Source organism: Sphingobacterium sp. 40-24 (genome assembly GCF_001899705.1).
Taxonomy (GTDB): Bacteria; Bacteroidota; Bacteroidia; order Sphingobacteriales; family Sphingobacteriaceae; genus Sphingobacterium; species Sphingobacterium multivorum.
Genome location: NZ_MKWH01000063.1, coordinates 158,009 through 182,875 on the forward strand (window position 1 = coordinate 158,009; position 24,867 = coordinate 182,875).

The window sequence follows — 24,867 nt, forward strand, 5'->3', positions numbered from 1 at the left end:
CATTTTAATTCGTTTGGGTAGGAAATCATTAAGAATTAATAGGAAATGGACGATCTTTAACCGATGGTGTACTTGGCTTTCATCGTGGTCTTATTACATTTGATTGCATGAATAATTAAATCGTATGGAAAAAATCAAAAAACTGATATTACTGTTGGGCCAGCAGTTTTAGCTATGCAAAAAATGGAGAGAACAATTAAATTGACAGTATTTTTGCCCTATGACCAAGATCTGGTGTGGCGTGCATTGACGGAAGCAGACCTGCTTGGGGCTTGGTTTATGCCAAACGACATCGAAACCGAGACAGGACATTATTTTACGTTTAGGATGAAAGCCCAGAAGGGCTGGGATGGTATTACGCATTGCGAAATTATTTCGGCAATACCCAAGCAATATCTTGCGTATAGCTACCGGGGTGAAGCTACTGGTGAGAAAGCATTGGCCTGTGCCGGAATTCATTCGGATAAGGCAGATAAACTAACGAAAGGAATCTTCACAAAATTGGATACAGTGTTGAGCTTTTCATTAGAACCAACCTGTAGTGGGACTCTTTTGAAAGTGAAACAGTCCGGTTATAAAGGCATTAAGCTGGTTTTGATCAGTTTTATTATGGAAATGGGCTGGAAAAAGCAGTTGCACAAAAAGTTACCCCATCTCTTGCAAAAGCTCAAAGCAGAGCTATAGAAACAATGATTAGTCCAATTTCTTTCTGAGCCATGTACGGACAGGTTCGTCATACCATTTCAAGCTGACATAGGCCAGTGCAATACTCGTCAGCAAAATCAATAGGGCATAAGGCAAGGCTGTCACTAGCGTCACATCCTTGTTATTGCTGATCCAGGCAACATAAAAATAGACCAAAGGATAGTGTACGAGGTATAGCGGGTAGGAGATGTCACCCAAAAACTTGCAGAGCTTATTTTCTATTCTGCTACTTGATATGTTACTTGTTCCCAAGTAAACAATCAAGGGAAATACAATGATAATGCATACAGACTCATATATCCCGTTCAACCAAAGCTGATCTGCTCCGCCTATACGAGGCATATACAACACAATGGCGATTAAAATACTGCAGTATAAAAATGCATGTCGGATACGGCTGGGATTGGTTATTCTGGATAGCAAAAGGCCCGCAAAAAAGGGAGACATGGTGCGGGTGATTCCTATCCGCACTTGCTCAACATTTAACGTCCAGCCACCACTAACATCACCATTGGGACTTGTAATCGCCAAATGCGCGAGCGCCAAAGCTGTGATAATGACCAAAATGCTTAAAGCTGTTTTGGATAATTTACGAATACCGATAGCATAGAGAATATTGGCAATATATTCAAAAAACAATGACCAGCCAACACTATTGAGCGGGTGCATTTCCTGCCAACCACGAATATCCAAAGAGAGGGGGACGGGGAGAATCGTATAACCGATGAGCATTACGAGAAGCATTTTCCAAATCGGGACGGTATGAATAAGTGGCCAGATGGTGGAATCGGTAAAGTAGAAGCCTATCGCGCCAAGAGTCATACCCAGTATAACCATGGGCTGAAGGCGTTCAATACGGCGTTTAAAGAAAGTGCCAATCGACATTGTACGCCAGCGATCATCATAAGCATAACCGATTACAAAGCCAGATAAAAGAAAGAAAAAGTCAACTGCCAAATAGCCATGGTTTACCAAGATATCGAGGTGACCTGTTGCCAATGGCTCGGTGAGATGAAAGGTGACAACGATAATCGCCGCCAATCCTCGTAGTCCGTCTAAAATGGGATAGTGTGGTTTTGTAGAAAGGTTTTTATTATTCATGGCTTCTGATTGTATTTCGAAGATGTCGATGGACTTGCTAATTGTTTATACATGTTATCGAATGAATGGGTGAAAATAGTGAAATAACACATTTGATTTTGATCATATTGTATCAAAATCCCGATGGTTAGTCTCATTTTGGTGTTACGCAGATTCGTTTATACGGATTCACTATTCTTGTTACTGGTCTATACAGCTAGCCAGCTTATTTTCTTGTCGATGAAGCATCGCGGGATTCAATACTCCAAATTTTTATATCTTGCTGTCCGATTCACAAAGGTTTTCTTTAATCGCTATACGCAATTAAACCACGTTGTTTATTACTACATGCAATGTCAAGGATGTCATCGATCAAGGTCCAGCACTTATTCTGCTCGTTTATGTAAATATGGGGCTAAATTGCTAAACGCCCGGGTAGACAGCAGCGTTATTAATATGGTTAGCTCGATCCCTTTTTGATGGCTGCCACACTTGGCTGACAATAAATAGCTAAGGAGGCATTAAAACTGATACATTCTAATACCAATTGGGAGGTAATAACAGTTTTCAATCATTTTTTAGACAGTGATTAGTCAGTATTTGTTCAGTTCCCACTGAGTAAGCACTGAACGAGCACTGAACAATCACTGAACAAGCACTGTACTAAATTAGAATCTGATCACTCTTTGATCCTCATTTACTGCAATTAAAGATCAAAAAAAAAAAAGGAAAAGGAACTACGCTTCTGTGACAAAAAAAACTGTTTCGCGGTAATAGTTTATTTAGGTATAGAGATAAAGCGAAATGATCTTTTGACATCTTTCAAAGCATCTAAAACTGGAATGTTTTAACGTTGACTACTTACATTTTTAAAACTAATCCATATACATTTAGAATTATCGGCTGTTGGATATGGAAATATCATTATAGGAGGTATTTTGAACGGAATTAAAGAATTAAAGTCATTGCGTGAAAATAAATGACATCATTAAATCGAAGTAGGATAACCTGATAAACAAATTCCACATTGATAATTATGTGTCTTTGAAAATCTAAGGTAATACGCTTAAACAAGAAAAGCTAATCTTGCGATTAGCTTTTCTCAGTGAACCTGAAAGGATTATCTTCGAACTCTTTACTTATGGATTTAAACTGGATTTTGCGATTATGTGTTTGATTTATAGGTTTTTATATTTTTTAAAAAAGTGTTCGAATCCTGTAGCCTTATGTTAAAAGGATTTATTTTTCGAACTTTTATCAATGTATAAATTGTAATAAATACTGTAAAGTGTTGATATACAGTATGTTGTTTTTATATTTTTGAGTTCGAATCCTTTAGAGTTATTTGTTTAACGATCAAATCATGATTTAATTTTTGTATTGGAGTTGCTATATCAACTCCAATACAATTTTAGCGCTATGCCAAATTTGAAATTTATTGGACCAGCACAATAAAATTGTTGAGTTCACTTTCCGGCTTTGAGATAAGATGATTCTTATTTTCTAAAGAAATTGGCAGTTTCTTCGTCAAATTTTTTAACGTCTTCGGGTTTAAAATATCTAATATCTACTGCACTGCCATTTTCCCATTGCGTTGATCCCATACCGTATATACTAGACAATACATCTGGATTATATGTTCCTTTTAATAAAGCTATTATATCGAAAGCAAATTCTGAAAAGTATGATTCTTCATAATCGAGCTGTATTTTTCTAAAAGTACCATCTGCTACCTTATAGCTTTTCGAGTGTGCATAAAACAAAAGAGATTGATTATTTCTTACTCTTTCTTGCGACTCTCTAAGCAGTATTAATTTGCCGCTATAATATTTTTCTATGGTTTCACCACGGAGTATATAACCTCCATAAAATCCCCTCATTGCTGCGGCTTCAACTAATTCATCTAGAGCAGCGAAGTCCATTTCGTCTTTCTTTCGAAGCTCATAAAAGACCGTCGCAAAAAAGAAGTTTGGCGGAAGATATAATTTCATGGGGTGGTTCGCAGGCTCCGTACAAGCTAATAGCGGTTTGAGTTTTGTCAATTGCTCTACCGCTTTTTTGACTGCCTTCTTGTTGAATGCAGATTTAACCTCAATTACTCCATGAACATATTCCACAGGAATTGCCATGGATCGTCCTAGTTCAGAAGAATCGGCATTGTTTTCTATCCACAGTACTGGTGATTCTAACTGGTCGTATATAATTACGTCATAGTGAATAAAATTTTCAGCATTTGGTACTCCAGGCGAAATGATGTAACCGGCTGTAACACCATACCGCTTCGGTAAAAATTTGGTGAGCCATCTGCGGAAAGCTGATTCTGCTACGTTACCATGACCTGTCTTTACCTGCCGTTTATTGGAATGCTCCTTTGCATTATCATATGCGGAAAGCATTTCATCCCTTGCTATAAGAAATTGTTTCCAACCTTGATTAGGAATCTGGCTCTTTAGTGGAGAATTATCATGTGCCATTTTTAAATATTTAGCTATCTAAATTACAAATTTTGTTTTTTGAATTTGAAAAATCTTGTGTACCTCTTGTATGGCATGTTTTTAACTTTTGGTAGTATTTAAGGAATTTATAGAGTTGGCAAAGGACCAACTCTATATTTTGTTTTATCTTCAAAAACTGTGGATCATATTTCAATTGTCTATCCATAGATTTTTAAATTTTTGCAAATTGCTTATTAGGTTCGGGTGTAGTTGAGATTAACAGATTTGTGGGGCATTAACTGTTTTGAATTTTCTCCTCTACGGGGATTGAGCAACTTAGGTGGTGGTCGTTTACGTCTTTTTTTCATCTTCTTTAATTTTAGTTTAAGATTTTGGTTTGGGTCAGTGAACAGGTATAACGTATTTCTAGCATCTCACAAGTTAGCTGTCCAACTTTTATGTTACTAATTTGATAAATAGTTTTAAGTGAATTCGTTAGAATATATATTTGGAGGATAAGAAATAATATCCGTTATGTTTTTTGAAATAATTGCTATACTACAAAAGTCACAAACTAGATCGGCCTGTAATAGTTAACCTAACCTATCTTTTCCTAGAGTGTCCTAAAAAAAAAAATTAGCGAACAAAATTAATGTGCTAAATAGGTTAAAGTACCGTTTTTGAACGGATTCTGCTTAATGTAGACTGCGTTATTCCGAGGTACGAAGAAATCATACCTAAAGGGACGCGCGCAACGATATTTGGGTATTTTCTTATTAAATGCTGATAGCGTTCTGTTGCACTAAAAACACGTAATTCATTGGCCTTCTCTTCGGCTTTTATATAATAGGTCTCAGTAAGAATTCTTCCGATATAATTGAATTCGGGAAACTGCTGATAGAGCTGCATGAGCTTCTCATGGCTAAGTACAAGAAAACTTGTTTCTTCTATAGCTTCCAAAACTTCAAAAGATCGTTTCTGACTGAAAAAGCTATATACAGAAATTGCTAGATCCCCTTCAAAGAGTAGCCAAGACGTCATATCCTTTCCAAAACTGTCAAGGTAGTAGGAGCGTACTAAACCTTTGACAACAAAGAAAAGTGACTTCTGGATTTCATCGATATTAAGTAGAATATGCTTCTTGTTTACTTTTTGCAAATATGTATTTAAGAATAAAGCGTCTCGGAGTTCTGGCGACATGGAATGAATACTATCAAGAAACTTTAGCAGAGTTTCTTTTGCTGAATTTTCTTCCAATGTACTTACCATATTTTTCATTTAGACTTTGTAGAAGCTGGATCGGTGGTTATTAATGATAAATGTAATTTACGATTAAAATTTCAATTAAACCAGATTTTTTTTGCTTTTTATCAAAAAAAATGGTTAGAAATAGTATTTAATTTGTTATAATGAAAACCACACTGCAATTTTTGACCTATGAAAAAGATCTGTTAGAAAAAGTACACTGTATTTGCTGAACTAATACAAATACGCTATATGCATTTCTTTATAGTATTATTATTTTTTATTGTAATACCTAAAAGTTATCTGCCAAATTAAGCTACTTATGTTATGTACTCAAATCTTTATTAGATGCGAGCGGATAATAATTGACTTACTACGAATAATTAAAACCCTTCATAATCAATGATTAAGCAATAAATTATAGTGTATATTTATTTTTGTTTTATCTCAACACAGCGGGATATATTTTAAAGTGTGGGGCATAATCACTTTAAAAAACAATCATATGAAACAGGCATATAAAAACATTTTATTAACTATTGAAAAAGAAGAGATAAATATATCAAGGAGCACAAAAAGTGCAATTGATGAAGCTTTTCACATGGTTTCATTTCTTGATAAAACTCTAACCGAATTAAAAGCACAAATAAATCAGAAAGGTTTTGAAAGTATTTTGGAGGAAATTATTTTCTTTAAAAGAGTAAAGCCCGAGATTCTGGGCAGGCTTATGTTTTACAACAAGGTAGTAAAAATTGAAGCATATAGCCCTCTAAATTCGGAATTGTCCGGAGCTTACTATGCGGAGCAGCTTAAGTTACTCAACAAGGAATATAAAAAAAATATAGCTTCTTCAGATTTCTACAGTTATTATCGTACCGGTAGGTCAGACAAAGATGAGTTCTATTATAGACTAGGAAATATAAACTACTTTGATGGAGTCGATAGCTTCTTCTTTGAGGTTGACAGGGATTTCTCGACTTACTACGATTATAAGGTCGCGCAGATCAAGGCTTACGATCTTTATCATTCTTACCTTTCGGGAAAATTTGGTAGAGTTGAACCTACAAATAACGAAGATTTCGATATCAGTGAAGATGCCGAATTTTCTTGGACTGATTCAAAGAATGCTCTTATTGAGCTTATCTATGCGCTTCACATTTCAAGAAGTGTTTCAAATGGCCGTGTCGGAATTCGGAAGATCAGCCAGCTTTTCGAGAATATATTCGAGGTAAGTCTCGGTGACATTCATCATGCATTTTATCAGATGAAATTTAGAGCAGGTCAAAGAGCTCGCTTTCTACATTCGCTAAAATACAATCTTGAACAATATATGGACAATGATTTATAGATTGGAAGAGAATCAATATATAAGAAGGGTAATCCAACGGGTTATCCTTTTTTTTTTGCCCATACCTAGTCATATCGTACCCATGTAGATGTTTCTAATCCAATCTCCCAGGCAACAGTCACACAAAGAAAGCCTGCAAAAAAAAATTATATCTGACTAGCATATGGGTATGTGCACTGTTAGATTTTGCCGGAAAAACAAGGCCAATTTTGGCTCTGTAAACCAAACAGCAAAAGGCTATGAATATTGACAGAGTTGAATTTTTGAATTGGATGGAACGAATCATGAAAAGATTCGACGTCCTTGCCGGTGATATCGAAAATAGAGAGAAAAAAAGGCTCAGCATCGACGGCGAAGAATTATTGGACAACCAGGACGTTCTGCAAATGTTAAAGATAACCTACCGTTGTCTGCAACGCTATCGTACCATTGGTAAGATCAAATACTTTACAATAAGCGGAAAAGTTTTCTACAAGAGTTCTGACGTCCACCAGTTTATCCGTGACAGTTACCACGGCGGAAAGTTTACGCCTATGTAGGAAAGCGAAAGAGAGCGGAATTCCTTCTTAGAATCCTTCCAATAATTTTAAGCACTTAAATACTTTCTATTATGAACGAACAAACTATTTCTAAAGAAAACCAGCCGCAGCAAGTACTTGAATCTCTTTCCGATATTCTTTTAGTACTTGATAAAAAAAAGAATCGTATCGAGGCGGTAAAGGGTGTGGATGAGGAAGGGAAGCTGCAAACCTCTACACCTAAGAAGTCAAATCTTCTGGATTTTATGCGTGTGGACAAGGGGGACGCTATAAGCAATTTCTTTTCGAACTTCTGGCGCCGGCTCAATGATCCATTATCATTCCGGTTTTTCAGGTCACCTGAAATTAATCTGGATGAAGTTGCTAAGAAGCTACAGAAAGCCATTGACCATCCCACTCCCGAGGGTAATAAGCTTCTTGATGCACTTGAAATCAAATATGATAATAAGTTAAATAATAAAAATATGGAAACAAATCAAACATCGGAGGGCACAGCACCTACAACAGAGAGTAGACCTCAAAAGTACAATGCTCAGGAGATCGACTGGACATCACTTGAAAAACTGAATTTAAATCGTGAACTGCTTGAAAAAAACGGACAACTTGAGAAACTGCTGAAAGGATATAAATCTGATGGGATTTACCGAATTGAAGGGAATTTTGATGGTGTTGTGATGAAAGGAGATGCACGTCTCTCATTACGTAAAGTACAGGACAAAGTTGTCGTGATGGCTCATGGAGTCCGAGTGGAACCAGATCTTAAAAATCAGTTTTATGGCCATTCTTTTACAGCTGAGGATCGGGATAATTTAAAGAAAACAGGAAACATGGGGCGCGTTGCGGAACTTACAAATTATTCCGACGGTTCGACGGTGAAGGCTCTCATCAGTATTGACAAATTAACCAATGAGGTTGTGTCCTTTCCAGTAGATCTGATCAAGATCAGTGAAAAATTTGGTGGTGTGAAACTTAGTCCGGAGCAAAAAGCTGAACTGCTGGAGGGTAAACAGGTCCTTGTGGAAGGTATGGTAAACTCGAAAACGGGAGAAGTCTTCAATCAGCATCTGCAATATAACGCCGACGCGAAAAAACTTGTTTTTGTCGGACAGGGGGAGAGCCAACAACAGGCGCAGGTTGAGGGCATCCCTGATGAATTTAGAGGTAAAATTTTGGATGAAAAGGAAAAGAAGCTTTTGCAGGATGGTGAAGTGATTCATGTGAAAGATATTGTCAATAAAGAAGGCACAAAACTTTACTCGGGCTATGTCTGGCAAAATAAAGAGAGCGGAAGATTAGAATTCGATTTTGATCATCCCAATCAGGAGAAATCTAAAAAACAGACAGAGATACAGAAACAGGGGCAGGGGAAAGAAAAAGAGGGGACTTCTGCGAATAAAAATGCGGTTCAGAACGGTACTGTGAAGAAGGAAAATACCAGAAAACAAAAAATGAATTGATCCTGATGAAAGCAATTATTGCGGAAAAGCCCTCAGTAGCTTATGAGCTTGCACGTATCGTAGGTGCAACAGATAAAAAAGACGGATATTGTGAAGGCGGAGGTTTTCTGGTGACCTGGGCACTGGGACATCTGGTAGGTCCTGCTATGCCGGAAGATTATGGGATTAAGGGATTCAGTAGGGAATCCCTTCCCATTATTCCATCAAGATTCAAATTAATAGGAAGAAAAATAAAGTCGGGTAAAGGCCTTATTGACGATGAGGGATCGAAACGGCAGCTTGCAGTAGTTGAGTCTGTTTTTAAGCGGTGCGAAAGTATAATCGTGGCGACTGATGCAGGGCGTGAGGGCGAAGTTATCTTCCGGTTTATCTACCAATATCTGGGTTGCACAAAGCCCTTTGAACGGCTTTGGATTAACAGCCTTACCGAAAAGGCCATCATCGATGGATTCAAAAATCTCTTGCCGGGAAGCGATTTCAATGGTCTTTTTCTGGCCGGTAAGCAGCGGTCTGAATGCGATTGGCTTGTTGGAATCAATGCTACGCAGGCGCTGACCGTTGCCTTGGGTGATGGACTTTTTTCTCTTGGAAGGGTACAGACGCCAACTCTTGCACTAATTTGTCAGCGTTTTCTAGCGTGTGAATCATTTGAGGTTAAAAACTACTTTCAGCTTGAACTTTCTTCTATAAAAGAAGGTGCTCGTATTAAGAGTCTTTCGACAGATAATTTTGAAGATAAAGAAAAAGCTGAATCAGTAAGGAGGACCCTGGAACGTGTCGGAGTGGCAGAAGTAAAACAGGTAGAAAAGAAAGCTGGCACAAGTCAAGCGCCACTTCTATTTGATCTGACAGGACTGCAGAAAGAGGCGAATAAAAAGCTCGGCTACTCTGCTCAGCGGACCCTGGAAGTTGCCCAGCAACTTTACGAAAAGAAATTTATAACCTATCCTCGAACGGGATCCAAATATATTCCCGAAGATGTCTGGCCCGAAATACCTGCGCTGATTCTAGCCTTAGGTTCTCGATCTTCCTGCAAAGATTCTGTTGACACAATCAAGTGGGAACGCTACAACAGACACATTGTAAATGATGTAAAAGTCACAGACCATCATGGTATATTGATTACGGAAAATATTCCGACCCGATTGAACGCTGATGAGGATGCTCTCTATGATATGATCGCCAGGCGCGTGCTTGAAGCTGTTTCACCTACATGCCATAAAGAAATCACAGATGTTAAATTTGGTATTCTTCATTATGATTTCAATTTGAAGGTTGTCAAAATTGTTTCTGCAGGATGGAAAGTTGTTAACGGTGATTTTGATGAGGAAGGTGATGATCTGGTCACTGATTTTCCAGATCTGCAAGTAGGAATCCAGGTTAAAATAGACAGTTTAGAGGTACTTCCAAAGAAGACCAAGCCTCCAAAGCTATACACGGAAGCTGATTTGCTTCATAAGATGGAAAATATTGGCGCTACGGTAGATAATGAACAGGAGCGCAAGATGCTCAAAGGCTTAGGTATTGGAACGCCGGCAACAAGGGCTGCCGTGATTGAAACCTTAATTGACCGCGGGTACGTCAGAAGAAAAAGCAAGGCTATTGTCCCTACAGATAAGGGAATGCTTGTTTACGAAATTGTAGCCGATAAGAAAATTGCTGATGCTGCAATGACTGCGCAGTGGGAAATTGCATTTGAGAAAATCGAAAATGGAGAACTTGATTCTGGGATTTTTCATGCTGAGGTAGAGCTGATGGTACAGCAGGTTACCGATGAGCTGCTGAATATTAAAAGAAAATCATCGAATACCGTACATCTCAACTGCCCAAAATGCACTTCTTTAGTAATTCTCGGAGAAAAAATAATCAGATGTACAGATCAGAATTGTGGCTGGAAATTATTCCGGAACATTTGCGGCGTCCAGTTGCAATACAAAGAAATTGAAGCGCTTTTAACAAAACGGCGGACACCTTTAATAAAAAAAATGGTGGGTAGAAATAAGAAACCATTTAGTGCTTATATCTTACTGGACGGATCTGGTTCGACCACTTTTGAATTTGAAGAAAAAAAGAAACATAAATACAAATAGTTCCTGATGTGATTTGGTTAGTGAAGCCTGGAGCCTTAAATGGTTCCGGGTTTCTTTTTTTATAGGGATTTAGGAATATCGATGCAAGGATAGGAACGGATAGGACACAATGCCAACAGTGCAGCTCAACCAAGCTAGGTTTACCGCTATAAAACTTATAAAAATTATAGCGATATGAAAAAGCATAACAAGGACTATTCCTATTACAAATTAAAGTTGCAGGATCACATTGATTCAAGTTTTCCTGAAAGATCTGCTGATACAAATTTTATTGATCAGCGCGCCAGGTGGGCAGCAAACGCATACGATGGCGCGTTTAGGGCAGGCAATCCTATTAACGAATGTAATGAGATCGCCGACGGCATTCTTTATGAGGGATTGCACTTTTCTAAATTTGATTCTCTGTTTGAGGTTCTTTCCTACGAATTTTCTGATGTTTTTGATGAACTCGATTATCGCGATTTTGCACTGAAGATCCTTCCAAAATGCCAGGAATGCTTCGAGCATTATGAATTGACTGATGATTTCGCCTATACAACTGGTTATGATCTGCTGTATACGGAGCTAACAGGTTTTATTGCTATTTGGATTGAGCAAAATGGTATTCGATAAGAAACGCCATTTACGGCAGAACATTGATGCCATCAGAACAAGTTTCAGTATTGAAAAGGAGGGGCGGGAAGCAACCGAGCACGAAAAACTGCTGCTACGTAATTTTGCGGGATTTGGAGGCTTGAAATTTATCTTAAATCCCGTCTCATTACCGGATGACATCAATGGCTGGAAGGCTTCTGATCGGCCTTATTTTGCGATGACGCAGGAATTATTTACGCTCATCAGAGAAAATACAGAAGATCAAAGTAAGTATGCCGACTATGTGGCAAAAATTAAGGGTTCTATTCTAGATGCATTTTACACACCGAAAGAGATTAGCGGCAGCATAGCAAAGGCAATACTGGAAACGGGAATAGATATTGGTAGCATCCTTGAGCCATCGGCCGGTGTAGGAGCTTTTATTGAACCCTTTAGAGGACTGGATCATGTAAATATTTGTGCTTATGAACAGGACTTAATAACGGGGAAAATCCTGAAAAATTTGTTTGGTTCCCATGCTGATATCAGAATAGACAGCTTTGAGAATATTGGCGAAGGAGATACAGGATATGATCTCGTTATCGGTAATATTCCGTTCGGAACCACTTCAATATTTGATCTAACTTATTCAAGGGGTACAGATAATGCCCGGAAATTTGCTGCGCAGAGCGTCCATAATTATTTCTTTTTAAAAGCTACCGATAAACTGCGCGAAGGGGGGCTGCTGGCATTTATAACTTCGCAAGGGGTTCTGAACAGTCCTTCCAACTATCCGATCCGTGAAGCACTGATGCGTGAGCACAATCTCGTGGCTGCGCTACGGTTACCGAATAATCTATTTGAAGAAAGTGGTACGTCTGTAGGGACAGACCTCATTGTTCTGCAAAAAAATACACAGCCTCGTTCCTTATCTATGCGTGCATGCGATTTTATGGGGACCACAGAAAACTGCAACCTCTTATTTTATAATCCAAACTACATTATTGCTACGCGTTCTTTTCAGGATACTGATCAATATGGGAAGCCGACAACGGTGCATGTGCATGATGGTGGAGTTGCTGGAATTGCAAAGGATGTTCATCTAAAACTTTCAGAGGCTTTCCTGCAGTATTTCAACCGCGAGCTTTATGATGAACACAGCATGAAAGAGGTTGGTAATAATTTGACATCAGAACGAATTCTAAATATTCCAAAAAGCGTAAAACCTGATGCTGGTAATTCTGAAACAGTGACTCAACTAAGCCTTTTTTCCGATCAGGTTATTGATGATTTATCGGTTAAAAAGGCAAAGAAAAGTAGGAAAAGCACAGGCCAAAGTAAGATTACAAATTTTCAGCAGCTTTCCTTTTTTGATGCAGATGAAGTCAATACAAGTCATAATAAACCGCGACGGGCAAGTAGATCGGATCAGAAAGAAAGCGTGCAAAAAAAGCCTCTAGCAACAAACTTAACGAAACCTAAAGAGGTCGCATCGTTATTTCATGAACTACCTGACAATGCGGTGTTAAAAAATGAGGTAAGAGCCTTTGACGGTGAAGTGAAGGCATTTTACCGTGAAGATACTATAATTATTTCGGGTAGCAGTATCGGGAAACTAAAAATTAACCGTCGTGATGGGACCTATATTTTTCATCCACTTGAATTATCCAAAAAGGATCAGGAGCGAATCCAGAGCTATATCAACCTAAGGGATAGCTACCATTCGCTGTATGAAATTGAAGCTAGAAGTAGAGCGGAGGATAAAGAGGGGCGACAGCTTTTAAATAGGACATATGATGAGTTTACTGGACGGTATGGAAATTTAAATATAGCCGAAAATATTAGATTCATTAAAATGGACTCTTCCGGAAATGAAGTTCCTTTTCTTGAGCGGGTGGTTGGTGGTGTCATCCATAAGGCAGATATTTTTACACATCCAGTTAGTTTCTCCACGGCAGAAGTTGCTGTAAGCAGCGCTTCAGAGGCTTTGTCGGCTTCACTTAATCAAACGGGCTCCATAGATCTTGCTTTTATGATGCAGGTGAGCGGCCTTTCCGAAAACGAATTACGGAAAGATCTGCAGGGCCAAATTTTCTTCAATCCGTTATCTGGTGAATTGGAAGTATCTCAGAAATTTCTTGCTGGAAATGTTGTTTTAAAAGCGACGCAACTGAATGATTACCTTGCTAACCATCCGGAAGACATGGAAGCCCGGCAGAGTCTGGAAGCGCTTGAAAAAGTCATTCCTGAACCGATTAAATTTGAGGAGCTAGATTTTAACCTGGGGGAGCGGTGGATCGACACAGAAATTTATAACCGTTTCGCAAGCCATCTCTTTGACACCGATGTACGGATTTACTATTCAGAGAGCAGCGATGATTTTTCTGTAAATGCAAAATCCAGCAATATTAGGATTTCAGAAAAATACGCTATTAAATCTGAGAACCGGACATTTGATGGTTTGAACCTGCTGCGGCATGCTCTTGTTAATACCACTCCGGATATCACCAAAACTGAGTACTTAGCGGATGGGAATGCCATCAAGGTCAAGGATATGGATGCTATCCAGATGGCCAATGGCAAAATTGATGAGATCCGACATGAATTTACGGATTGGCTTTATCAGCAGGACGATAATTTTAAATGGGAACTTACCGGAAGATATAACGAGCTTTTTAATTGTCATGTCAGACCGTATTATGATGGTAGCCATCAAACATTTCCAGGGCTTGACCGAAGGGCAGTAGGCATAGAGGATCTTTATCAAAGTCAGAAAGATGCTATTTACATGCTTAAAAGCAATAATGGCGGTATCTGTGATCATGAAGTTGGGGGAGGCAAGACACTTATTATGTGTGCAGGAGCGCAAGAAATGAAAAGGTTGGGGCTAGTTCACAAGCCAATGATCATAGCGCTAAAGGCCAATGTTCACGAGATTGCAGAAACCTATCGAAAAGCTTATCCTTTCGCAAAGATATTATACCCCGGTAAAAAGGACTTCACACCCCGGAAAAGGCTTAAGATTTTTGGCGATATCAAGAACAATGATTGGGACTGCATTATCCTCACACATGACCAGTTTGGTATGATCCCCCAATCAACAGAATTGCAGAAAGAGATACTTCAAGCGGAACTGATGTCTGTGGAGCAAAATCTTGACGCACTGCGCAGTCAGGGGAAAGATGTATCTGGTGCAATGATGAAAGGTGTAGAAATCCGGAAGAAAAACTTAGCTGTGAAGCTTAAGACACTGGAGCATGATATCGAAAACCGAAAGGATGATGTCGTCGACTTTAAAATGATGGGTATTGATCATATTTTTGTGGATGAGAGCCATAAATTCAAAAATCTCATGTTCAATACGCGTCATGAGCGCGTCGCCGGATTGGGCAATGTACAAGGCAGCCAAAAGGCACTCAACCTCCTTTTTGCCATCCGTACAATTCAGGAAAGAAATGGGAAAGATCTTGGTGCAACTTTTCTTTCTGGAACCACTATTTCAAATTCACTTACAGAGTTATACTGCCTTTTTAAATTTTTAAGACCAAAAGCACTGGAAAGACAGGGGATTAATTGTTTTGATGCATGGGCTGCTATTTATGCCCGTAAATCGATAGATTATGAATTCTCTGTTGCCAATAATATCGTTCAGAAGGAGCGGTTCAGACATTTTATAAAAGTGCCCGAACTGTCCCAATTTTACACTGAAATCACCGATTACCGTACTGCGGCTGATATCGGAATTGATAGGCCGATAAAAAATGAGATCCTCTACAATATACCGCCGACCCCAGATCAGGAAATTTACATTAAAAAGTTGATGGAGTTTGCAAAGAGTGGCGATGCTGAGTTACTTGGTAGAGCTCCGCTAACGCCGACAGAGCAGAAAGCCAAGATGTTGATCGCGACAGATTTTGCAAGGAAAATGTCCCTTGATATGCGGCTTATATCTTCGCGATATACAGACGATCCGGGCAACAAAGCTTCTGTTTGTGCAGCAAATATTGCAAAATATTATAAAAATTTCAATGCGCAAAAAGGCACTCAATTTGTTTTTTCAGACCTCGGGACTTTTAAACCGGGCGAGTGGAACATATACATCGAAATTAAGCGGAAACTTGTTCAAGATCATGGGATACCGGCAGAGGAGATCCGCTTTATTCAGGAAGCAAAAACGGAGGATCAGCGTAAAGAACTGATCAAAGCTACCAATGAAGGGAAAATTAGGGTCCTCTTTGGATCGACAGAAATGCTCGGAACAGGGGTAAATGCCCAAAAGAGGGCGGTAGCTGTGCATCATCTGGATATTCCATGGCGGCCTTCGGATCTGGAGCAGCGGGACGGTCGCGCTGTTCGAAAGGGCAATGAGATTGCTAAATTTTTTGCTGACAATAAGGTCGATGTTTTTATTTATGCTGTAGAAAAATCATTGGATGCGTACAAATTTAATACACTAGCAAATAAGCAGCGTTTTATCGGACAGTTAAAGAGTAATACCATCGCAGTACGTATACTTGATGAAGGGGGAATGGATGAAGTTTCGGGTATGAATTTTTCCGAGTATGTGGCTTTATTATCAGGTAATACCGATCTATTGGAAAAAGCGAAAGTTGAAAAGAAAATTTCTGTTCTTGAAAGTGAGAAACATGCTTTCTTAAGATCAAAGTGGAGTTCCAGTTCAAAATTGGAAAGTCTGCAAGAAGAACTTGAAGGGAGAAAGTCCCGGTTAGCAAGGTTAAATGCAGACTGGGAAAACTATCGAAATCGTGTCCAAAAATCGCAAGACGGAAAAGTTTTGAACCCGATCGTCTTGGATGGCTTGCGCCGGGATCCAGATGTTAAAGAAATTGGTGCAAAGCTGGCTAAACTTGCAGCGGCTTCAAGAACCGGCGGTGATTACGAAGAGATAGGCTCTTTGTATGGCTTTAGACTGCTTGTAAAAACGGAAATGACACAGAATGATGAATCCAGCCCTATTCAAAGAGATAACAGGTTCTTTGTCTGTGGTGAAGGAAATATCAAGTATACGCACAATAATGGTATTATGGCAAGCGATCCCGAGCGGGCAAGTTTAAATTTTATTAGTGCCCTTCAAAAACTTCCTGGACTCATTGACGAAGAGAAAAAGAAGATAAATCAGCTAAAAGCTGACCAGATTGTATTAGATGATATTGTGAATGGCAGTTGGAACAAAGAAAAGGTACTTGCAGCTCTGAAAACTGAACTCGCCGCTGTGGAAAGAAAAATACAGTCATCATTGGAGGTAAAAGATGATAGTGATAGCGGTAAACATATTAAAGCAGAAGCTGAAATAAAACTCAAAAATTCCTCTACCTTTAAATTATAGGAGGAGAGCCAACACTTTTGTTGTAAGTTTCTTTCGGCAAAACTTTTACAATTTTAATGTAATGAAATGATTCGAATAGACTTTGTAGGCTGTTCCGCAATTTAATAGCCTATTAACAAAATTATTGTGGTAATTTATTATTTAGATCAATTCAATTTCGAAAAGTAAGGCAACACCGCATGCATTGGCTATTTTTTCTTATATTGGAATTAGTATAAAGTACTAGAGGCCATTATTATGAAAAGTATCAATCAACGTTTATTTCATAGAGTAAAATCGATTTTAAACATAGGATCCATATTTAGGGCTATAATTATAATCGTTGCCATGTGCATGTTTGTGCTATCCAGTATAGCCTTTTTTTCAATACAAAAAATGCTCTTCCGAAATCATTTCGAATTTTCACCAGATGGTATTAATTTTTACATTAATCAATTCGCTAAGTATAACGGATTATTTGCCGCAACAATAACACTCATTGTCGCTTATTATGGTATTGAAAGACTTAGGGCTGCGGAAAGGGCAAATATTGATAAAGTTCGGCTTGATAGATATTCTGATTGGAAAACGATTACTGATGCCAGGCTTGATGTTGTAAAAGATGAGAATCCTCTATTTAGAAGAGAGTTTATTAATATTAGATATCAGCTTTTTGAAGATCTATATCCTGCTTTTTCAATTGAAAGTAAAAAACAATTACAAACACTTTTTAATAAATATTTTGCAGCTTTAGTCCCTGCTTTTGAATCGAACAATAAGAAACAGCAAGGTTTCGGCGCAACATACCAATCTCCAGATCAATCATATTTTGGTCAGAATTTCCTGTTTGTCTTTCTTGGAAGTCTGACCGGTAAAAACTATGAAAATGTTGGGGAAGATCTTTTGGAAATGTATGTTGCGAGTCTTCCGAGCAATAGATTTATAGATCCTGTTGCATACCAGATAGCTGCCCAAAATTATTTCAAATTCAAACAATAATTAATAGTTGTTTCCCTAAAAAATTAATTGATCATGAAAGATTACTATCGCCTAACAACTGCCAAAAAGCAAGAAATAGCTCAAAACTTAATTGATATTTTTGAGAAAGATATCATACCTTCAGCCGATACAATAACCTTTATCTGTAACTGGGTCTATACGGACCGAAGTGAAAAATTTAAGGCTTATTATGATGTGTGGGATATTGTATTAAGAAATTTCATCCCAAAGACAAAACCTATTCTGATCAGAAGCATTCCCCGTAGATCTAAAGCAGAATACATTGCGAGCTTTACAAATACGGCATATTCGGCTGTAAGATTCGGTGAGCGAAAAGGCTATTGGATTATATGCGATACAAAAGATTGTCTGCCATCATTGACAATTAATAAAGGGAAATACAGAAATACCTTTTACCCACTTAGCGATGTGTTAAAAAAAGCAAAAGCTAATGGCGGTTACGGTTTCTCTGAAAGATTTCTGAGAGACTATGGCGGAGAAGACGAATACATTATGAGAATCGACTATTCAGTAATGCAACTTCTAAAATACGTAGACTATAAGTACTAAACTAAGTTTTCTTCCTGGAATTCCCTGCCGTTTTGGAAAAAACGAATATCGTATTTGCCCGTATTCTTTTTAGTTCCAAAAATTATTGCTATACCTAATTTGTAATTGTAATGATTACCAAGAAAATCAATGGTTAGGTGTTCAAGTTTAATCAGGTCAAATTCTTTATGTTTTCTTGTATGGCTGTCCTTTTTTACTTCGATTACAACTAAGTTATGGTCGTTTGTCTGCCTTCGATGAATAATGATGTCAGGACTAATTTTGTAATTATCATTATCATTTGGTTTAAAACCTATTTCCATCATGCGATTTTCTGCTATATCCAGCGCCTTCCTATCATTTGGCTTATCTATGTCACCATTATATTCGGGATCAACGTCGAACTGAGGGAAAAAAGGCTTTAAATAAAAGGCCAGATGAGTAGAAATATTTAGTTCATTAAGGCCTCTTGCTAGATTACCAGTTTCTTTTTCAAGTAGAACATTTATGGCGTCTTTGATATTTTTTACAATGATTTCTATTTTCATATTTTTATTTGTATTGAATTAATTCATCTTTCAACATGTATGCTTTTGGGGAAATGATAGTTATTAGAAAATCCAGGATAAAGAGATAATCAGCCAGCAATTCTTTGTTAGTTTTTATGTCGTTCCCATATTTGTAAAAAGCTTTCTCAGCGAAGTTTTCCAATAACTTTCTATTCACTTCGTAAGCATTTTGGCTTTTAAGCATCAAGGCTACCCAACTTAAAGATTCCGGCATAAACTGCTGAAAAGCCACACCACTCAAAAATTTGATGCACTCGTTTATTTTGTTAAATCCATATTTGGTAATAAACTCTTTATAATAAAGGCTTTTCCCTTCAAGCACAAGCCAATTTTGCAAGCCCACAGGCCAATCAAGATCCATAAAAAAGAGCGGTATGTAAACAGTCGTTTCATTCTGAAGTGTCCACTCTCGCAAAACATCCCAGAGTGCCCAAAAATTATCTTTGGGTAAGCCATCTGCTACTGACCATATAAATTCTTTGAGGAGTCGATACAAATAATTTGTTACATCAGTGGTATTTAGCTTTTTATCTTCAGTTATGGTAAGATCCAATAATTCCTTAAAAAAAGGCCTTGAAATTTCAACGGATTGTGAAAGCAAAAATCTTGGATAAAAGAACGTGAATGCACGTCTACTTTCAATAAAATCAGACTTGCTCCAAGATTTTTTGTCACCTAAAAATTCCAGGTGAAGTTTAAGAACTTCTTGTACCATGTTATGTTGTTCCGCAACTGTCGTTGTCCAAGGTATAATTCGCAGAGCATCATCAAGAAGCCAGTGAGTTGGCATATCAAGAGTGAATGATAGTTTTGCAGGTTTTTCAATACTGCCATCAAGAACCACTGTTGTTAAATGATCCACAAATTCTTCCTCCTTTACAATATCTTTATTCTCATTTTCCGCTTCCTCCCCGTACATCCAAATAGCATCCCTGCGGCGTTGTTCAATAGAATTCATTTCTTTTTTGTATTCTATGAAGGATAACAGACCATACCAGCAATTTAATACAAAATCAGGATCATCTTTTACGAGGTGATGTGCTATCCCAACTTGAAGCGCAATTCGTTCCTGTTCGTCCAATCCACCTATAAGCAATCGAAAAATTAATTCCTTTATTTTCAGTATATTTTTTTCGTCTGTTCCGTAATTAATATTATATGAAAGACCAGTAAGAGCCGCCTGCTTACCAAAAACGTCAAGATACATATCCATAGATTCTTGGCCGATCAAATTTTTTTCTGCAAAGTCCATGATAATTTTCCGGCACCATATTAATTGCTCTGCATTCATTTCATTAAAAAAATCACGTAGACCAAGTGATGCCATCAGAGTTTTCGAAGTCATAAAATCAAAGTGACCCTTTGATTGTTGAATATAATCATATCCTTCTCGCCACTTTTCGTAATGGTGATCATCAATAGGTTTATTGTCATACGCATCTTTTGCCCAGATAACATTAACAGCCGGTACTGTGTCAAGATCATTAGTTTCTGTCACATTTTTTCGAACTTCCTCATCATAGGCTGGTTGAATCTGGAGCATTTTTTTACCGTTATATTCAACTGGTATATACTGGTATTTACGGGCATCCATATCAAATAGAAACTTTCTCCATTGAAATTCCTCAGCTGGAGCCTGTTCCCACATTTTATCAATTTCCTTATATAATAGATCATTTTGGGTTCGATAGATAAACATATAATCAAAAACAAAACCTACGAGTCCCTGATAGTATTTTCGCCGGTGAACTTTTGAATTGGACTTGGTTCTTTCATTTTTCTCGTATTCATCATCATTAAATACTTCATTAGTATATAATTCTGACATCCATCGGCTTGATTCCCACCAGAAAAAAATTGGTATACCTAATAGACAAACCGAATTTTCATCTAAAAGGTCAGGATGTGCTTGTATTACACTTATCGTTATTCCCAGAAATGCAACATTGTTAGATTCTTTGATAATTCTTTGAAGGTACCCTCTTAATTGTTGATCTGTGGTTTCCCCAATTAAGTCTAAAAGTCCAGCTTCAAGAGCCATTAGCAAGGAGGCGATATGCCGGTTTTCAGATCTTTTACTCCGATACATAGACCAATAGTCATATGTCCCATAATAAGACTTCGAAGTGCCATCGTGGAAGCTTATGGTAATATCCTCAATATCCTCACCTTGCGATTTTAAAACGCTTTGGTTTTTTTCAAACGCAGCATTTAAAAAAATGATAATGAAATCTAATGCTTTGTCTGGATGATAGAGAAACATCCAATAAAAAAATGTGTGATAGGCACTTGGAAAACCATGTTCGGTATTAAATCGTCGGCTCAAACCGAAATCCCTTGCGTCAGACCTACGAAAATGGATAGGAGTATAAGGTGGTCTTCTATCTTCTTCTTTATTTAACCAATCTTCCCTCGCAATCTCCAATACATCATGTGGGAAAAAACGGCATATTTGGTCAGCCATGACGCCTTCCGTAATACATTTTCGAATTTGATTTAAAAATTGGATATTATTCCATCGCTCATTTCCAACATGTGGGTTTTTAGCAGCCTGTATTAAGTTTTCAACTAACGAAGGGTCTGAAGCGGTCAGTTGAAAGATTATTTTTACATAGGGCTCTAATACCGAGCTCACTGAATCATATTTTACCGCTCCAATAAATGCTTTCTGAACTCGATGAACGAAGCCTTCCAAAAAGTTGGCAACACTTTTGCCACATGGTGGGATTATTTGAGGATTGAAGTCAGGTAGTTGTTTCGACCACGCCTCAATAAGTGCTATGTATTCGGTATCGATTTTGAACGATGAAATTGTAGCATAATTATCCCAAATAAAGTCAATAATATAGTCCCATCCGGAACCTGTTGGCAATAACTGATCTAAACTTTGCTTGGCCGGGTCGATACGTTTACATCCGATCTGGAGTAAAAACATTATCTGTTTCAGGAATCGTCCTTCGTTGTTGAGAAGATTATCTTTTAGTGCATCTAAAAGTATTGCAGCATTCTTGGAACGGAGTGATACAACTAAAAGTTCGTCTTTCCATGATTGCGACAGTAAGCTATCTTGCAAAAGTTCATGAACGAAACTTACCGATCTGACCGGCTCAGTAAGGTAGAACTCTTCCATCCACAACCGAAATGCTCTTTTCATTGCAGGGTTATTTTCCATGGATTCTAAGAAAGTTCTACTGTCTGGCATCAGCTTTTTTTGCTCTGAAATAAATCTTATCAGCGCCCAATCCTCTAAAATATCGTGTGAGGGACTATATTCAGGATTTATTCCGATATCGTTCTGTTGTATAATATTGTCCCTCAATAGTTGAGAAATCGTGTCTTCGCTTCCTGGAAAGTCGGTGAAGAGGCGCATTTCTCGTGATCTTTTTACACAAATTTCGTAAAAAACAGCTCCTCTGGCGGTATTTCCATTCTCTACTATGTGCTGCCACATCAACTTCTTAAATTTTATTTCATCTAATTGTTGCTCACTTTCCAGGAAAGGAATAATACGAACTGCCTTGTCAAGATAATAGGGGTTATGAAGTAAATGTTTGATTTTTGGGTTTTCAAGTAATGTTTTAAGTTGGGGGATCGCATCCTGAACTAGTTGTATCTCTCCATCAGTAAAATCATTGACTTCTAAATATGTATTATTTTTTGGAAGCTCAAAATAAAAATGAATACGAAACCTCTGTAATAAATATTCCCTAACTGTTATTAAAAGAATAATGCGCGAAGTTGATTTCATAATTTGGAGCAATTCATTAAATGCCCCCGAGAATTCGGATTCTATTAATTTTTCAAAACTTTCAATCCAAATCAAAACATTTCGTGCGGATAAAGGACTACCGACAATTTGTTGGATTGTCGCATTATATCCGGCTCTCTTCATCGCTTCATCTAAGGTATTACAGTAGAGATTTTCTGGAGTAAGCGTAATGACAGTATAATCACCTTCGGATTTTAATTCTTTCACGACAGCTTTCGCCAGAGCTGATTTTCCGACACCGGGCTTTCCATGGATAACGACAAGATTATTTTCTTTAATAGCACGAATCAAAAAGGATGTGTCACGATGAACAGTGAATGAACCAACTGTCTCCCTAGTTCTCAAATTAATTATTTCTCTATTTTTATCCATTTTCCCATAACTATCCAATATTTCAGGATTAGTTTCGGGTTTCAAGTCTTTGATGAGTTTGAATTTGTTAGGATCAATGAGGTTATTATAAGCTAAAACCTTCGTTGCTATAAATGTATTTCCATCTACGTAAGTATGGATTATTCCTACAAAATAGAGATTTCCGAACAGATCGGCATATGCTCCTGATCCTGAAAGACCAGCTACATTTGACATGGCCTGTTGATAAAAAGTATCTAGTGATCCTTCATGATGCAATGTAAAAATATTCGGATTATGCTTTTTATTTTCAAGAAATTTAAGCGAAAAAGGCTGGTCGTCTTTTTGATCATTAAAATTTGCGAATCCCCTAACTTTATATTCCTGGATAGTATCATCTGCATCAATAACCTGACTGAAAAACCTCTTTCCGGTTAGCGCTACTATATCATTCGCAGGTACAATAATTAGGGCCAAATCTTCTTCATTACTTACAGAGGTTATCACGACTGCAGTATCTGAAAGAACATATGAATGATAGGTCAAAGACTCATCATTGAAAATTTTATCCAGTAGTATTCCTTCTTTAGAATAGGTTTTGTCAAAATCTTCCCCAACTAAGCAATGTTTAGCGGTTAAAATATATACATAATCAGTATCAGCATCTGGAAAGTATATAACTGCGGTCCCAATGTCTTCATTGCATTGAATTCTGATGGTAGAAAGCTGGGGTAAATTTAGATTCATATATTGTCAGTGATTTCTTCAAATAAAAATAGTTCATTTTCGGGACCAATCTCTTTATAGGTAGTTTCAAATTTGTAGCACGATTCGACCTCTGCATCAATTTTAAATAGATCTCTCAATTCGTTTGTGTCACAGGAATAATGAATTTTAATTTTTATTTCATTTTTCTTTCCATGTTCCAGCAGTCTTACCAATGCTTCCTTGTCTGGATGTCGATTGTGGATACCATTACCAGTTACAACAAAATTCTCTGTTTTGACCATTTCTAGTAATTCAATGCTCGTATTTGCTTTGCTTCCATGATGAGATAACTGCATAAAGGAGAGAGGAATGGGATTTGTTGAACTATATCGTAAGGCAGAAAGACTATCTTCAATATCTGATGGGTGGCTGTCTGCTAGAAGTAAGGCCTTAATGTCGCCAAATTCAGCAAGAATAGCAATCGAACTGCCGTTGACTTCATCTTTATCTTGATGAAACGGAAGATCTTTCAATTCAGCGATAGTTTTCGCATGATCTGACTGTGATGCTTTTCTGCCAACTTTCATTGTCCGCTCTTCCTCGGTCCATAGATCTTCTGCTTTTTTTTGTTTTTCAGGTGTAGGCGAAAGTATCGTCAACTGCAGACCCTGAACCTGAATAGATTTTGTTTTTGTATTTATAGAAGGTTCGCTTTGAATGTAGCTCTTTTTGATATATTCTCTTAAAGTAATGCCATCACGGACTGAAATTTTCTCACTGGGTATTTGGATAGGTTCGGTGGTACTGTTAAATATAAATCTCTTAACAGCATTGGGCTTATCTTTTATGGTTTTATCTTGTAGGAAACCCAAAACTGCACCGATGTGATCTCTGTCTATATGGCTGATTATCCAGTGGTCAACGACTTCATCAGCAGCTAAAATTTCTTTGATAAGTGGAGCAAAAGCATTTTTATATTCACGGGCGTATCCACCGTCAATAAGTATATTGTGCCAGTTCGAATCTTCTCCTAAAAATCTTATGTGAATGGCGTCACCGCCACCAGTATCATAAAAATGGAAACTAATTTTATGTGTTTTTTGAAGCATAATGACAATATCAAT

The 24,867-nt window shown here is 37.7% G+C and carries 15 protein-coding genes; 9 read left to right on the top strand and 6 right to left on the bottom strand.

Annotated elements, in window-relative coordinates; translation table 11 throughout:
- The first annotated feature begins 183 nt into the window (after positions 1-183).
- Positions 184-684, top strand: a complete 501-nt coding sequence (locus tag BGP15_RS24135; RefSeq protein ID WP_286770855.1) for an SRPBCC family protein — start codon at positions 184-186, stop codon at positions 682-684.
- Between the two features lie 9 nt (positions 685-693).
- Here the strand turns inward: BGP15_RS24135 and BGP15_RS24140 are convergent, their stop codons facing one another.
- From BGP15_RS24140 to BGP15_RS24150, 3 genes are all read right to left on the bottom strand, one after another.
- Positions 694-1,806 (bottom strand): acyltransferase family protein, encoded by a 1,113-nt coding sequence (locus tag BGP15_RS24140; RefSeq protein ID WP_286770856.1) that lies wholly within the window; start codon positions 1,804-1,806, stop codon positions 694-696.
- Between the two features lie 1,475 nt (positions 1,807-3,281).
- Positions 3,282-4,259: a DUF6602 domain-containing protein gene (locus BGP15_RS24145; RefSeq protein WP_286770857.1), complete on the bottom strand. Its 978-nt coding sequence runs from the start codon at positions 4,257-4,259 to the stop codon at positions 3,282-3,284.
- A gap of 627 nt (positions 4,260-4,886) precedes the next feature.
- A complete protein-coding gene (locus tag BGP15_RS24150) occupies positions 4,887-5,498 on the bottom strand; it encodes a Crp/Fnr family transcriptional regulator (protein ID WP_124535535.1) in 612 nt (203 codons plus the stop codon).
- Between the two features lie 472 nt (positions 5,499-5,970).
- Here BGP15_RS24150 and BGP15_RS24155 point away from each other — a divergent pair, with 472 nt between their 5' ends.
- From BGP15_RS24155 to BGP15_RS24190, 8 genes are all read left to right on the top strand, one after another.
- Entirely contained in the window at positions 5,971-6,813 is an 843-nt protein-coding gene (locus BGP15_RS24155) for an RteC domain-containing protein (protein ID WP_286770858.1), read from the top strand.
- A 239-nt stretch (positions 6,814-7,052) separates the two neighbouring features.
- Entirely contained in the window at positions 7,053-7,352 is a 300-nt protein-coding gene (locus tag BGP15_RS24160) for a helix-turn-helix domain-containing protein (RefSeq protein WP_061084772.1), read from the top strand.
- 71 nt (positions 7,353-7,423) lie between these two features.
- Complete coding sequence (locus BGP15_RS24165; protein WP_286770859.1) at positions 7,424-8,809, top strand: DUF3945 domain-containing protein; 1,386 nt, start codon at positions 7,424-7,426, stop codon at positions 8,807-8,809.
- Positions 8,810-8,814: 5 nt separating this feature from the next.
- Entirely contained in the window at positions 8,815-10,899 is a 2,085-nt protein-coding gene (locus tag BGP15_RS24170; protein ID WP_286770860.1) for a type IA DNA topoisomerase, read from the top strand.
- A 174-nt stretch (positions 10,900-11,073) separates the two neighbouring features.
- Positions 11,074-11,511, top strand: coding sequence for a DUF1896 family protein (locus tag BGP15_RS24175; protein ID WP_286770861.1), 438 nt, complete (start codon positions 11,074-11,076; stop codon positions 11,509-11,511).
- Positions 11,498-16,819: a helicase-like domain-containing protein gene (locus BGP15_RS24180; protein WP_286770862.1), complete on the top strand. Its 5,322-nt coding sequence runs from the start codon at positions 11,498-11,500 to the stop codon at positions 16,817-16,819. The genes BGP15_RS24175 and BGP15_RS24180 overlap by 14 nt, the downstream gene beginning before the upstream one ends.
- 237 nt (positions 16,820-17,056) lie before the next feature.
- Entirely contained in the window at positions 17,057-17,797 is a 741-nt protein-coding gene (locus BGP15_RS24185; RefSeq protein WP_286770863.1) for a hypothetical protein, read from the top strand.
- Between the two features lie 33 nt (positions 17,798-17,830).
- Positions 17,831-18,367 carry a hypothetical protein gene (locus BGP15_RS24190; RefSeq protein ID WP_286770864.1) on the top strand — a complete coding sequence of 179 codons (537 nt, stop codon included), beginning with the start codon at positions 17,831-17,833 and terminating at the stop codon, positions 18,365-18,367.
- On the opposite strand, the gene BGP15_RS24195 is transcribed toward BGP15_RS24190, so the two are convergent.
- From BGP15_RS24195 to BGP15_RS24205, 3 genes are read right to left on the bottom strand one after another with little or no spacing between them, the layout of a single operon-like run.
- The gene (locus tag BGP15_RS24195) at positions 18,364-18,894 is read right to left on the bottom strand and encodes a hypothetical protein (RefSeq protein ID WP_286770865.1); all 531 of its coding nucleotides are present in this window, start codon (positions 18,892-18,894) and stop codon (positions 18,364-18,366) included. The two genes, BGP15_RS24190 and BGP15_RS24195, sit on opposite strands and share 4 nt — an antisense overlap.
- A 4-nt stretch (positions 18,895-18,898) precedes the next feature.
- A complete protein-coding gene (locus BGP15_RS24200) occupies positions 18,899-23,782 on the bottom strand; it encodes a P-loop domain-containing protein (protein ID WP_286770866.1) in 4,884 nt (1,627 codons plus the stop codon).
- On the bottom strand, positions 23,779-24,852 hold the full coding sequence (locus tag BGP15_RS24205) for a ComEC/Rec2 family competence protein (protein ID WP_286770867.1): 1,074 nt from the start codon (positions 24,850-24,852) through the stop codon (positions 23,779-23,781). Before BGP15_RS24205 ends, BGP15_RS24200 begins: the two co-directional genes overlap by 4 nt.
- Positions 24,853-24,867: the final 15 nt, after the last annotated feature.

Bases quoted from the DNA above. Each gene is read 5' to 3' on its own strand.
- BGP15_RS24150 (WP_124535535.1), bottom strand. From the start codon at position 5,498: ATGAAAAATATGGTAAGTACATTGGAAGAAAATTCAGCAAAAGAAACT.
- BGP15_RS24140 (WP_286770856.1), bottom strand. From the start codon at position 1,806: ATGAATAATAAAAACCTTTCTACAAAACCACACTATCCCATTTTAGAC.
- BGP15_RS24195 (WP_286770865.1), bottom strand. From the start codon at position 18,894: ATGAAAATAGAAATCATTGTAAAAAATATCAAAGACGCCATAAATGTT.
- BGP15_RS24175 (WP_286770861.1), top strand. From the start codon at position 11,074: ATGAAAAAGCATAACAAGGACTATTCCTATTACAAATTAAAGTTGCAG.
- BGP15_RS24165 (WP_286770859.1), top strand. From the start codon at position 7,424: ATGAACGAACAAACTATTTCTAAAGAAAACCAGCCGCAGCAAGTACTT.
- BGP15_RS24180 (WP_286770862.1), top strand. From the start codon at position 11,498: ATGGTATTCGATAAGAAACGCCATTTACGGCAGAACATTGATGCCATC.
- BGP15_RS24200 (WP_286770866.1), bottom strand. From the start codon at position 23,782: ATGAATCTAAATTTACCCCAGCTTTCTACCATCAGAATTCAATGCAAT.
- BGP15_RS24170 (WP_286770860.1), top strand. From the start codon at position 8,815: ATGAAAGCAATTATTGCGGAAAAGCCCTCAGTAGCTTATGAGCTTGCA.
- BGP15_RS24205 (WP_286770867.1), bottom strand. From the start codon at position 24,852: ATGCTTCAAAAAACACATAAAATTAGTTTCCATTTTTATGATACTGGT.
- BGP15_RS24190 (WP_286770864.1), top strand. From the start codon at position 17,831: ATGAAAGATTACTATCGCCTAACAACTGCCAAAAAGCAAGAAATAGCT.
- BGP15_RS24145 (WP_286770857.1), bottom strand. From the start codon at position 4,259: ATGGCACATGATAATTCTCCACTAAAGAGCCAGATTCCTAATCAAGGT.
- BGP15_RS24155 (WP_286770858.1), top strand. From the start codon at position 5,971: ATGAAACAGGCATATAAAAACATTTTATTAACTATTGAAAAAGAAGAG.
- BGP15_RS24185 (WP_286770863.1), top strand. From the start codon at position 17,057: ATGAAAAGTATCAATCAACGTTTATTTCATAGAGTAAAATCGATTTTA.
- BGP15_RS24135 (WP_286770855.1), top strand. From the start codon at position 184: ATGGAGAGAACAATTAAATTGACAGTATTTTTGCCCTATGACCAAGAT.
- BGP15_RS24160 (WP_061084772.1), top strand. From the start codon at position 7,053: ATGAATATTGACAGAGTTGAATTTTTGAATTGGATGGAACGAATCATG.